The 12,814-nt window shown below is 75.9% G+C and carries 8 protein-coding genes; 4 read left to right on the top strand and 4 right to left on the bottom strand.

Annotated features, from left to right (window positions below; all coding sequences use genetic code 11):
• Both IEZ03_RS37350 and IEZ03_RS00120 read left to right on the top strand, forming a co-directional pair.
• The coding region (locus IEZ03_RS37350; protein ID WP_229807867.1) for a PfkB family carbohydrate kinase at positions 1-445 on the top strand (445 nt) is incomplete at its 5' end.
• Between the two features lie 129 nt (positions 446-574).
• The gene (locus IEZ03_RS00120; RefSeq protein ID WP_184883219.1) at positions 575-1,504 is read left to right on the top strand and encodes a Ppx/GppA family phosphatase; all 930 of its coding nucleotides are present in this window, start codon (positions 575-577) and stop codon (positions 1,502-1,504) included.
• Between the two features lie 30 nt (positions 1,505-1,534).
• Here the strand turns inward: IEZ03_RS00120 and IEZ03_RS00115 are convergent, their stop codons facing one another.
• The 4 genes from IEZ03_RS00115 to imuA' all read right to left on the bottom strand — a co-directional run bounded on the left by IEZ03_RS00115 (position 1,535) and on the right by imuA' (position 9,395).
• Entirely contained in the window at positions 1,535-3,691 is a 2,157-nt protein-coding gene (locus IEZ03_RS00115; protein WP_184883221.1) for a protein kinase domain-containing protein, read from the bottom strand.
• Between the two features lie 125 nt (positions 3,692-3,816).
• On the bottom strand, positions 3,817-7,086 hold the full coding sequence (locus tag IEZ03_RS00110) for an error-prone DNA polymerase (protein WP_184883223.1): 3,270 nt from the start codon (positions 7,084-7,086) through the stop codon (positions 3,817-3,819).
• A 24-nt stretch (positions 7,087-7,110) separates the two neighbouring features.
• A complete protein-coding gene (locus IEZ03_RS00105) occupies positions 7,111-8,628 on the bottom strand; it encodes a DNA polymerase Y family protein (protein ID WP_229807866.1) in 1,518 nt (505 codons plus the stop codon).
• A complete protein-coding gene (gene imuA', locus IEZ03_RS00100; protein ID WP_184883225.1) occupies positions 8,625-9,395 on the bottom strand; it encodes a DnaE2-dependent mutagenesis accessory factor ImuA' in 771 nt (256 codons plus the stop codon). The genes IEZ03_RS00105 and imuA' overlap by 4 nt, the downstream gene beginning before the upstream one ends.
• Before the next feature lie 142 nt (positions 9,396-9,537).
• Between imuA' and mtnA the strand changes: the two genes are divergently transcribed.
• On the top strand, positions 9,538-10,572 hold the full coding sequence (gene mtnA, locus IEZ03_RS00095; protein WP_184883227.1) for an S-methyl-5-thioribose-1-phosphate isomerase: 1,035 nt from the start codon (positions 9,538-9,540) through the stop codon (positions 10,570-10,572).
• Positions 10,573-10,577: 5 nt separating this feature from the next.
• On the top strand, positions 10,578-12,806 hold the full coding sequence (recD2, locus tag IEZ03_RS00090; RefSeq protein WP_373293497.1) for an SF1B family DNA helicase RecD2: 2,229 nt from the start codon (positions 10,578-10,580) through the stop codon (positions 12,804-12,806).
• Positions 12,807-12,814 lie beyond the last annotated feature (8 nt).

The raw sequence follows: 12,814 nt of genomic DNA, 5'->3' as shown, positions 1-12,814 counted from the left end.
GGAGGCGGGCGCGCGGGTCGTCCTCACCCTGTCGCCGCCCGCGCCCGTCCCGGACGAGCTGCTCGGCCGCTGCGACCCCCTCGTGGTCAACGAGCACGAGGCCGCCTACCTGCTGGGCGGCGCGCGCGAGAGCGCGGCGGAGACGGCGGCGGCGCTCGTCCGGTCCGGGGCCCGGTCGGTCGTCGTCACGCTCGGCGCGGAGGGGGTCGTGGTCGCCGACGGCGAGGGGGCCTCGGCCGTCCCGTCGCCGAAGGCGGAGGCCGTCGACACGACCGGCGCGGGCGACGCGTTCACCGCCGCGCTCTGCCTGCGGCTCGCCCGCGGCGACTCGCTGCGGGACGCCGCCCGCTACGCGACCCGCGCTGGCGCCGCCGCCGTCCGCAAGAAGGGCGCGCAGAGCTCCTACCCGACGCCGGACGAACTGCCCGATCCGCCCGGCGAGTGACCCGCCCGGGAACGCGCCGCGGTGACAGTGGTGTGACCCGCCCCCGCCTCACGTGCGGAAACGGCCGGGTCACGGCGTTGTCGCCCTGGTCGTCCGAATCCGGGAAAAGCCGTCCGATATTTTTCCAGTATGCGACTCGGCGTGCTGGACGTGGGCTCGAACACCGTGCACCTGCTGGTGGTGGACGCCCACCAGGGGGCGCGGCCCCTCCCCGCGTACTCCCACAAGGCGGACCTGCGGCTCGCCGACCACCTGGACGGCGCGGACCGCCTGACCGCCGAGGGCGAGGCGCTGCTGCGCGACTTCGTCGACGAGGCGCTGCGGGTCGCCGAGGACAAGGGCGTCGAGGACCTCCTCGCGTTCGCCACCTCCGCGGTGCGCGACGCCGCCAACGGCGAGGAGGTCCTCGCCCGGATCCGCGCCGACAAGGGGATCGACATCAGGTCGCTGTCCGGCGAGGAGGAGGCGCGGCTGACGTTCCTCGCCGCGCGCCGCTGGTTCGGCTGGTCGTCGGGGCGGCTGCTCGTGGTGGACATCGGCGGCGGCTCACTGGAGGTCGCGTCGGGGATCGACGAGGAGCCGGACGTGGCGTTCTCGCTGCCGCTCGGCGCGGGCCGGCTCACCCGCACCCGCTTCTCCGCGGACCCGCCGCACCCGGACGAGGTCCGCGAACTGCGCCGGCACGTCCGGACGGAGATCGCCCGCCGGGTCGGCGACGTCGCCAGGTACGGGGCGGCCGACCACGCGGTCGCCACGTCCAAGACCTTCAAGCAGCTCGCCCGGATCGGCGGCGCCGCCCCCACCGCCGAAGGGCCCCTGCAGCGGCGCGTGCTGGCCTGCACCGACCTGACCGAGTGGGCCGAGAAGCTCGCGCCGATGCCGTCCGCCGAGCGCGCCGGGCTGCCGGGCGTCTCCGACCGGCGCGCCCAGCAGCTGCTCGCCGGCGCGATCGTCGCCGACGCCGCGATGGACCTGTTCGGCCTCGGCGAGCTGGAGGTCTGCCCGTGGGCGCTGCGCGAGGGCGTGATCCTGCGCCGCCTCGACATGATCACCGTCTGACCCGCCGGACCGCGCGGCTCCGGGCCGCTACTACCAGCTGGGATGCCCGAACGTGCGGCCCTCCGGAGTGAGGACCCGGTCGCCGGTGCCGTCCAGCCGGACGGCGTGCAGCACCGGCTCGGCGACGGACCCGCGCGCGTAGCAGATCCAGTTCCCGTCGGCGGACCACGCCGGGTCCATGTCGTCGCGCCCGCCGGTGGTCACGGCGCGCGCCCCGGACCCGTCGGCGTTCATCACCCAGATGGAGCTGTGCTCCGGCGAGCCCCGGGTGAACGCGATCTTCGACCCGTCGGGGGACCATTCGGGGTCCACCGAGCGCACGTCGTCCTCGGTCAGCCTCGTCCACTCCGACTCCGGGCGCTCCGGGTCGAGGGTGTAGATCTGCTCGGTGCCGTCCCGCTTGCTCCAGAACACGAGCCTCCGCGTGGACGACCACATCGGGTCGTCCTTGGCCGAGTCGTCGTCGGTGAGCTGCGCGGCCTTCCCCCCGTCCAGGGTGACGGTGAAGATCTGCCGGGTGCCGCCGTCCCGGCCCATGTAGGCCAGCCGGGTGCCGTCCGGCGACCAGGTCACCCGCCCGCCCGCGATGTCGGTGACCTTCCGCGCGCCGCTCCCGTCGGCGTTCATCACCCACGCCTCGCTCTTGCCGCCGCCCGTCCGGGTGAACGCGATGCGCGCGCCGTCCGGCGACGGCTCGGGCAGCATCTCGCACCGGTCGCCGCCGATGAGCGTGGTGGCGGACGCCTCGCCCGGCTTGTAGCGGCCGATGTCGGCGTGGCACGACTCCGGCCAGCCCGGCTCGGTGTCCATCCGCACGAGCAGCGGCTCGGACGGGAACGCCGCCGGCCCGGCCTGCCGCTCCGGCTCGCCGTCCGGCCGGGTGAAGTAGTAGAGGCCACCGGCCACCGCGCCCGCGACGAGCACCCCCACGAGCGTCGCGGCGGTGAGCACGGTGCGCCGGGACGGCCCGTCCCGCCCGGCCCGCCGGCCGGTCACCGGGGGGAGGACGGGCGGGGGCACGGCGAACTGCCGCTCGGTGGGCGGCAGGCCGGGCGGGTCGGTCGGCGGCCCGGGATGCCGCTCTGCCCGGGCTTCGGCCCGGGGCTCGGGAGCGGGCTGCTCCAGCGGCCACTCCGGCGCCAGCCGGGTCACCGGAGCGGGAGCCGGAACGGGCGGCCGGGGCGCCGGGACGTCGGGCGCGGGGACGTCGCGCGCCGGAGCGTCGGGTGCCTTGGCCTCCGGGACCCCGGCCCCGGCCGGTCCGGCTTGGGCGGAGCCGACGTCGCGGGAGGTGGCGCTCGGGTCGTCCGGCGGGGCCGTCCACGTCTCGCCGAGCTCCGTCGTCACCGCGGCCTCGCCGGCGCCGCCGACCAGGCCGAGCAGCAGGTCGCGGGCGCTCGGCCGGCGCTCGGGCTCCTTGCGCAGCGCGGACCGGACGAGGCCCGCCAGCGCGGCCGGCAGGTCCCCGATCTCCGGCTCGGCGTGCACGGCGCGGGCGGCCAGGATCTGGAACGAGCCCTGCCCGAACGGGTTGTGCCCGCTCGCCGCGAACGCCACCAGGCACCCCCACGCGAACACGTCCACGGCCGGAGTGACCTGCTGGGTCGTGATCTGCTCGGGCGCGATCCAGCCGGGGGTGCCGACGACCTGGCCGGTCCGGGTGTGCGCGGACGCCACGTCCAGCGCCCGCGCGATCCCGAAGTCGATCACGCGCGGCCCGGAGATGGACAGCAGCACGTTGCTCGGCTTGAGGTCGCGGTGCACCAGCCCGGCGCTGTGGATGGCGACGAGCGCGGCCGCCACCCCGACCGCGACGCCGTGCAGCATCCCGGGGGACAGCGGGCCGTTCTCGGTGACGTGCTCTAGCAGGGACGGGCCGTCGATGTACTCGGTGACCATGTAGGCGAGGCCGAGGTCGTCGCCGTGCTCCAGGACCTGCGCGGTGCAGAACGACGCGACGCGCTGCGCGTTGGCGGCCTCGTCGTGGAACCGGGCCAGGAACGTCCGGTCGCCGGCCAGCGCGGACCGCACGACCTTCACCGCGACCTGGCGCCCGCCGGGGTCGCGGCCGAGGTACACCGCGCCCATCCCGCCCTCGCCGATCTTGGCCTCGATCCGGTACCGGCCGATCCGCGTGGGGTCCTCGGGGCGCAGTTCGCGCAGAGAAGACGCTCGCGGGCCGTCCATGCCGACCACCTTCCGCCCACGAGCCGCGTCTTGGCGGCCGCCGACGCAGCGGCACGCGGCCCCAACTTTTCCTTACGATGTCAGAGGACGGCCCAAGGTTCTAGCGCGTACCCGGCGGATACGGATCAGTGGAAGTTCCTGGCCCGGACCCGGCCGGGCACCGGCAGGCGGCGCAGGCGGGTCGCGCGGACGCCGGCGACGCCGTCGGTGCGCTCCAGCCGCCCGCTGACCAGCAGCGCCTGCGAGTCGACGGCGAGGGCGCGGTGCCGCTTGAACACCTGCGGCGGGCACACCACGTTGATGATGCCGGTCTCGTCCTCCAGCGTCATGAACACGATGCCGCCGGCGGTCGGCGGGCGCTGCCGGTGGGTGACGAGCCCCGCGACGACGACGTTGGTCTCGCCCGGCGTCTCGGCGAGCCGCCTGGACGACAGCGCTCCCAGCTCGTCCAGCGCGTCCCGGACGTGCGCGACCGGGTGGGTTCCGGACACGCCCGTCGCCCACAGGTCGGCGAGCGTCTCCTCGATCGGCGTCATCGCGGGCAGCGGGGGAGCGGACGCGCCCGGCGTCACCCCTTCGAGCCGCCCCGGGCCGGACCCCGCCAGCGCGCCCGCCGCCCACAGCGCCGCGCGCCGGGACAGGCCGAACCGGTCGAACGCGCCCGCCGTCGCCAGGGCCTCCAGTGCCCCGGCCGAGAGGGGCACCCGCCGGGCGAGGTCCTCCATGCTCGTGTAGGGGCGGCCCGCCGCGATCGCCTCCGCCGTCTCCTCGCCCAGGTTGCGGATGCCGGCGAAACCGAGCCGGATCGCGGGCTGCGGCTCCGCGGGCGCGTGCGGATGATCGGAGTCGACCGCGACCGGCTCCTCCAGCGTCGGGTGGACGCCGCTCGCGTTGATGTCCACGCCCCTGACCACGACGCCGTGGTGCCGGGCGTCCGCCAGGAGGCTCTGCGAGCTGTAGAACCCCATCGGCTGGTTGCGGACCAGGGCGGCGGTGAACGCGGCCGGGTAGTGCCTCTTGAGGTAGGCGCTCGCGTAGACCAGGTGCGCGAAGCTCTGCGCGTGCGACTCGGGGAACCCGAAGCCGGTGAAGCCGAGGATCTTCTCGTACACGCTCTCCGCGACGTCGGCGGGGATGCCGCGCTCGGCCATCCCGTCCAGCAGGCGCCGCCGCAGCCGCTCGACGCGCTCGGGCGCGCGCTTGGCGCCCATCGCCTGCCGGAGCCGGTCGGACTCGGCCGGGGTGAACCCGGCGCAGTCCACGGCGAGCTGCATCATCTGCTCCTGGAACAGCGGCACGCCCAGCGTCCGCGACAGGGCCGGCTCCATCAGCGGATGCGGGCAGGTCGCGGGCTCCATGCCCTTGCGGCGGCGCAGGTACGGGTGGACGGACCCGCCCTGGATCGGCCCCGGCCGGATCAGCGCCACCTCCACCACGAGGTCGTAGAACTCGCGGGGCTTCAGGCGCGGCAGCGTCGCCATCTGCGCCCGCGACTCCACCTGGAACACCCCGACCGTGTCGGCGTCGCAGAGCATGTCGTAGACGAGCGGGTCGTCCGGCGGGACGGACTGCAGGTCGTACCGCCGCCCGTGGTGCCCGGCCACGAGCTCGAAGCAGTCGTGCAGCGCCGCGAGCATGCCGAGGCCGAGCAGGTCGAACTTCACCAGCCCGGCCGCCGCGCAGTCGTCCTTGTCCCACTGCAGGACGCTGCGGCCCGGCATCGTCGCCCACTCGATCGGGCAGATCTCCCCGACCGGCCGGTCGGCGATCACCATGCCGCCGGAGTGGATGCCGAGGTGGCGGGGCAGCGCCAGCATCCGGTTCGCCAGCTCCATGACCGGCGCGGGGACGTCGCTCTCCGCGCCGACCGGGTCGCGCGGGTCGACGCCCTTGGACCAGGCGTCCTGCTGGCCGGGGGAGAAGCCGAGCGCGCGGGCCGCGTCCCGCACGGCCATCCGCGGCCGGTAGCTGATGACGTTCGCGACCTGGGCGGTGCACTCGCGCCCGTACTTCCCGTAGACGTACTGGATGGCCTCCTCGCGGCGGCGGTGCTCGATGTCCAGGTCGATGTCGGGCGGCCCGTCCCGGCCCGGCGACAGGAACCGCTCGAACAGCAGCCCGTGCCGGACGGCGTCGACCCCGGTGATGCCGAGCGCGTAGCAGACCGCCGAGTTCGCCGCCGACCCCCGGCCCTGGCACAGGATGCCCCTGCCGCGGCAGAACTCCACGATGTCGTGCACGATCAGGAAGTAGCCGGGGAACCCGAGCTGCTCGATGACGTCCAGCTCCCTGGCGATCTGCTCGTACGCGCCGGAGACCCGCTCCCGCTCCGGCGGCCCGTACCGCTTGAGCGCGCCCTCCCGCACCAGGTGGCGCAGCCAGCTCGCCTCGGTGTGCCCGTCCGGGACCGGCCAGTCCGGCAGGCGGGGCGCGACGACGTCGAAGTCGAACCGGCACTCCCGGCCGAGCTCGGCGGTCCGCTCCAGGACGCCGGGGAACCGCGCCAGCCGCCGCGCCATCTCGGCGCCGCTCCGGACGTGCGCCGTGCCGCTCGCCGGGAGCCAGCCGACCATGTCGTCGAGGGCGCGGCGGGCGCGGACGGCCGCCATCGCCTGTGCCAGCCGCGCGTCGGCGCCCGGCGCCGCGAAGTGCACGTTGTTCGACGCGACCACGCCGGCCCCGGCCCGTGCGGCCAGGGCGAACAGGGCGTCGTTGCGGTGGTCGTCGTCCGGCTGGTCGTGGTCGATCAGCTCGACGAACACGTTCTCCCGCCCGAACATGCCGGTCAGCCTCCGCAGCTCCCGCTCCGCCGCGTCCGGCCCGCCCGCCGCCAGCGCCGCCGGGACGGGGCCCTTCCGGCAGCCGGTCAGCACGGCCCAGTGCCCGTCGTGCGCGCCCGCCAGCGCGTCCAGGTCGTACACGGGACGGCCCTTTCGCCCGCCCGCGAGCTGCGCGGACGTGATCGCCGAGCAGAGCCGCGCGTACCCGGGGGCGCCCCGCGCGAGCACCAGCAGATGCCGCCCGCCCGGGTCGGGCTCACCGGTCCGCGGCCCCGGCAGGCCGAGGCCCAGCTCGGCGCCGAACACCGTCCCGACGCCGGCCTCGGCCGCGGCCTGCGCGAACTGCACCGCGCCGTACATGCCGTCGTGGTCGGTGATCGCCATCGTCTCCACGCCGAGCCGCGCCGCCTCCGCGACCAGCGAGCCGGGGTCGCTGGCCCCGTCGAGGAAGCTGAACGACGAATGGCAGTGCAGCTCCGCCCACGGCACGTCCCCGGCCTCGCGGCGGGGCGGAGGGGGCGCCTCCGGCGGCTCCTCGGCCCGCGGCCGCGCGGGCCGCCACGACAGCCGCTCCTCGAACTCCCGCCACGGGATCGGCGGGTTGTGCCACCCCATCAGCCGCCCCCGTTCGTGGCAGACCTAGTCATAGACGGCCTCGACGTGCCACCGGCCGCCCTCGACGGCGAGCAGGTAGGCGGCGCCGTCGTCCGTGGTGACCTGGAACCTCGCGCGGCGCCGCGCTCGTCCCGGGTCCCACCAGCGCTCGTCGGCGGGCCAGGGGCCCGTCCACCCGGTGACCGCGGCGGCGCGCCCCCGGACGGCGAGCACGGCGGGCGGCGCGGACACCTCGCACCGCGCGGACACGACCACGGCGCCGCCCGACGCGTCGAGCAGCTCGGCGTCCGGCGGCGAGACGGGCACGACCGCCGGGGCCGGGGCCCCGACGCCTCCGGGCCACGGGCCGCCGGGCGGGTCGGCGGGGGCGAGGTCGCCGACCGGGACCCGGACGACCTGCTCGCCCGGCCCGCGCCCGCCCACCAGCACCGGGCGGGTGATCCCCCGGTGGCCCAGCAGCGCCTGGACGCGGTCGGCGGCCCGCGCGATCCGGTCGGTGACGGTCGTGCGGCCCCACAGCGCCTCCTGCCGCCCCTCGTCCGGGACGAGCTGGTCGGGAACCAGTTCCAGCCACGTCACCCCGCCCCACACCTGCTCGGCCTCGGCGCCCTGCGGCTGCCAGGCCGACAGCTGCCACCGGACCCGCTCGGCCACCGCCAGTGCCGACAGGCCGTCGTGCCGCCACAGCCGCCGCAGCACGCGGCCGTCCGCGAACCCGGCCGCGACCTCCAGCCGGACGCAGGCCAGCCCGCCCGCCGCCAGCCCCTCGTGCAGTTCGGCGGCGAGCCGCTTCGCCCCGAACACCACCCGCTCGGCCTGCTCGGCGGGCGGGTCGAACGCGGCGCGCACCGACAGGTCGGCGGGGGCCCGGACGGGCGCGAGCGGCCGCGGCTCCTCGCCCCTGGCCAGCCGGTGCGCGAGCGCCCCGTCCGCCCCGAACCGCCCGGCGACGTGCCCGGACGGCAGCGCCGCGAAGTCGCCCAGGGTCTTGACGCCGAGGCGGCGCAGCAGGTCGGCCAGCTCCGGCCGGTCCAGCACCGACAGCGGGTACGGCGCGAGGAACGCCGCCGCGCCGCCCTCCGGCACCACGACGCCGCCCTGCCCGGCCCGCGCGGCCAGCTCCGCGGCGAACAGCCCGTCCGCGACGCCCGCGCCGCAGTCGTATCCGGCCTCGACCACCGTGTCCTGGACGAGGACGCGCAGCGCCTCCTCGCCCCCGTAGAACCGCGCCGGGCCCCGTGCGGACAGCGCGCACAGCCCCGGCCGCACCACCTCCACGCGCGGCGTCAGCTCCGCGACCGCCCCGGCGACGGCCTCGAACAGCCGGCCCTCCGCGTCGCGGTCGCGCTCCCGCACCACCAGCTCCGGGCACCGCCGCTGCGCGTCCCGCAGCCGCTGCCCGCGCCGCACCCCCTCGGCCCGCGCCGCCGCCGTGCAGGCCGCGACCTGCCCCCGCTCCACCACCGCCCCGGCGGCGGACGCGTCCACCCCCACCGCCGTCATCGGCCAGTCGGGACACCACACGACGAGGACCCGCGTCACGCGATCCCCTCCTCGACCGGCACGCGCACCCGCGGCGGGAGGGCGGACGGCCGCCGGTGCACGGGTCCGCCGTGCGCGACGGGCTCGGGGACGAGTTCCAGCGGCGGCCGGACCGTCTCGTCCGGCTTGACCGTGCCGTCCGGGGCCGGGAGCCAGACGCGGGCCCGGCGGCCCGGCCCGGGGGCGTCGCGGCCCTCGGCGACGACCTCGGCGCGGCGGCCGGTGAGCCGGCCGTGGCCGTCGGCGAGCCCGTCCCACACGACGCCGTCCATGCGCAGCCGCAGGCGCGTGCCCGCCCAGTCGCCGGCGAACGCGCCGGTGAGCGTGAGGACGCACCCGTGCTTGCGGGCCAGCGCCGACAGGCGGCGGACCGCCGCGGCGCCGGGACGCTCGGGAGGGCACAGCAGGACCAGGTCCACGGCCTCGCAGAGCGCCGCGACCACGTCCGGCCAGCGCTCGCCCGGCTCGTCGACGAGCAGGAGGCGCTCGGGGGCGGCCCCCATGCCGGCCGCGGCGGCCACCCCGAACTCGGGGAGGCCGACGACGCCGCACCAGCCGCCGGTGCCGTCCTCGCCGCCGTGCCGGGACACGCCCGCGACGAGCGCGAGGCCGAGGGACGCCGCGCCGGGCCCCGGCAGCCCCACGACCGACCCGGGGCGCAGCCCGCCGGGGACGGCGGGCCCGAGCGCGGGCAGCACGGGTACCGTGTCCCGCGCACCCGGCGGCGCCGTGTCCCGCACCAGCTCCCGCAGCGCCGCCTCCGGCACGGTCGTCCTCCCTTCGTCCCCCGCACAATTTCGAACATGAGTTCGACCCGTGTCAAGTCTTCGCAGGTCACGGAGCGCGATGACGCGCCCGAAAACCCCGGTGGCATCGGGGATCGCGGCTTTTCACGGGCATCATGGCGGTATGACAAGCGATGTGCGGACCGTCGAATGGACCGGGGACGGGCTGCGGCTGCTGGACCAGACCCTCCTGCCCGGACGCGTCGAGTACCTCGTGGCCCGGGACGTCGACACGCTCGTGGACGCGATCCGGCGGCTGGTGGTGCGCGGCGCCCCCGCGCTGGGCGTGGCGGGCGCGTTCGGCGTCGCCATCGCCGTCCGCCAGGCCGCGCGGGAGGGCTGGGACGACGCCGCGCTCGACGCCGCGATCGCCCGCGTCCGGGAGGCCCGCCCGACCGCGGTCAACCTGTCCGCGGGCGTCGAGCGGGTGCTGCCGTTCGCCGCCGAGGGGGCGGACGCGGTGGCGGCCGAGGCGCAGGCGCTGCTGGACGAGGACGTCCGCGGCAACCGCGCCATCGGGGCGCTCGGCGCCGACTGGATCCTCGGCCGCGCCGGGGACCGGCCCCTGCGCGTCCTCACCCACTGCAACGCCGGCGCCCTGGCCACGGCCGGCTGGGGGACGGCCCTCGGCGTCGTCCGCGAACTGCACGCGCGGGGACGCGTCGAGCTCGTCTACGCCGACGAGACGCGCCCGCTCCTCCAGGGCGCCCGCCTCACCGCGTGGGAACTCGACCGGTCGGGGATCCCGTGCGTCGTGCAGGCGGACGGCGCGGCGCCGAGCACGATCCTGCGCGGCCTGGCGGACGTGGCCGTCATCGGCGCCGACCGCGTCGCCGCCAACGGCGACACCGCCAACAAGATCGGCTCGGTCGGCGTGGCGCTGGCCTGCGCGGCGGCCGGCGTCCCCTTCGTCGTCGCCGCGCCGTGGAGCACCGTCGACCTGGCCGTCCCGGACGGCGGCGGCATCCCCATCGAGGAGCGCGCCGAAGAGGAGATCCTGACCTGGGCGGGGGTGAAGACCGTCCCGGACGGCGTGGGCGGCCACAACCCCGCCTTCGACGTCACCCCCGCCCACCTCGTGACCGCGCTGGTCACCGAGACGGGAGTGCTGGAGGTCTCCGCGGGCGTGACGCCGCGGCACGCCGATCGGCCATCATGATGGTCGTGCCGACCTCCCCGACCCCCGATGCCGCGCCGCCCCGGCCCGCGGAACTCGAGTGCGTCCTGGAACGGATCACCTACGCCAACGAGGACACCGGCTACACCGTCGCGCGGGTGGCGACGGCCAAGAGCGGGAGCGACCTGCTCACCGTCGTGGGCGCGCTGCTCGGCGCGCAGGTGGGGGAGAGCCTGCGGCTCACCGGGCGGTGGCGGTCGCATCCGAAGTACGGCAAGCAGTTCGAGGCCGACTCGTACACGACCGTCCTGCCCGCGACCGTGCAGGGCATCCGCCGCTACCTCGGCTCCGGCATGATCAAGGGGATCGGGCCGGTGATGGCCGACCGGATGGTGGAGCACTTCGGCACCGACATCCTCCGCGTCATCGAGGAGGAACCGGACCGCCTCGTCGAGGTGCAGGGCCTCGGCCCCAAGCGCACCAAGCGCATCGGCGAGGCGTGGGAGGAGCAGAAGGCCATCAAGGAGGTGATGGTCTTCCTGCAGGGCGTGGGCGTCTCCACCTCCCTGGCCGTGCGCATCTACAAGCAGTACGGCGACAAATCCGTCGACACCGTGCGCAAGGAGCCGTACCGGCTCGCGTCCGACGTGTGGGGCATCGGGTTCAAGACCGCCGACACGATCGCGCAGGCCGTGGGCATCCCGCACGACAGCCCCGAGCGGATCAAGGCCGGGCTCCAGTACACGCTGTCGGAGGCCGCCGACGACGGGCACTGCTTCCTGCCCGAGCCGAACCTCGTCACGGCGGCGGAGAAGATCCTCGGCGTGCCGCGGGAGCTGGTCGTCCCGGCGCTGGACGAGCTGGCCCGCGACGAGGGGGTCGTCCGCGAGCCGATCCCCGGGGCGGGGGAGGACGCGGCGACGATCCCGGCGGTCTACCTGGTCCCGTTCCACCGCGCCGAGCGGTCCCTCGCCCGCGGCCTGCTGGAGCTGCTCGACGCCCCGACCGACCGGCTCAAGGCGTTCGCCGACGTCGACTGGGACAAGGCCCTCCCGTGGCTGCGGCGGCGCACCGGCCAGGCCCTCGCGCCCGAGCAGGAGGACGCCGTCAAGCTCGCCCTCACCTCGAAGGTGTCGGTGCTGACGGGCGGGCCCGGCTGCGGCAAGAGCTTCACGGTCCGCTCGGTCGTGGAGCTGGCCGCCGCGAAGAAGGCGAAGATCGTCCTGGTCGCGCCGACCGGGCGGGCCGCCAAGCGGCTCGCCGAGCTGACCGGGCACGAGGCCGCGACCGTCCACCGCCTCCTCCAGCTCCAGCCCGGCGGCGACCCCAAGTACGACCAGGACAACCCGCTCGACGCCGACCTCGTCGTGGTGGACGAGAGCTCGATGGTCGACCTGATCCTGGCGAACAAGCTGGTGAAGGCGATCCCGCGCGGCGCGCACCTGCTGCTGGTCGGCGACGTCGACCAGCTCCCGTCCGTCGGCGCCGGCGAGGTGCTCGCCGACCTGCTCGGCGCGGAGGTGATCCCCCGCGTCCGGCTCACGAAGATCTTCCGGCAGGCGCAGCAGTCCGGCATCGTGGTCAACGCGCACCGCGTCAACTCCGGCGACCACCCGCACACGCGCGGCTACCCCGACTTCTTCCTGTTCCCCTGCGAGGAGCAGGACGAGGCCGCCGAGCTCACCGTGGACGTCGTCGCCAACCGCATCCCCCGCAGGTTCGGCCTCGACCCCCGCCGCGACGTCCAGGTCCTCACGCCCATGCACCGCGGCGCCGCCGGGTCCGGGACGCTGAACACCCTGCTGCAGGAGGCCCTGACACCCCACGACGACGCGCGTCCCGAACGCCGCTACGGCGGCCGCGTCTACCGCGTCGGCGACAAGGTCACCCAGCTGCGCAACAACTACGACAAGGGCGAGGCGGGCGTCTTCAACGGCACCGTCGGCGTCGTCACGTCCGTCTCGCTCGAAGACCAGTCCCTCACGGTCCTGACCGACGAGGACGAGAGCATCGACTACGCCTTCGACGAGCTGGACGAACTGACCCACGCCTACTCGATCACGATCCACCGCTCGCAGGGCAGCGAGTACCCGGCTGTCGTCATCCCCCTGACGACCGGAGCGTGGATGATGCTGCGCCGCAACCTCCTCTACACGGGCATCACCCGCGCGAAGAAACTGGTGGTCCTGGTCGGCTCCCGCCGAGCCCTGGCCGCGGCCGTCCGCACCGCCGGCGCCGGCCGCCGCCACACGGCTCTGGCCCACCGGCTGTGTTAGTCCAGGGG

Origin of the sequence: Actinomadura livida, from assembly GCF_014648675.1 — a bacterium.
Lineage (GTDB): Bacteria > Actinomycetota > Actinomycetes > Streptosporangiales > Streptosporangiaceae > Spirillospora > Spirillospora livida.
Note: the sequence above shows the minus strand (reverse complement) of the source record. Positions and strands in the feature narration are given on the sequence as shown.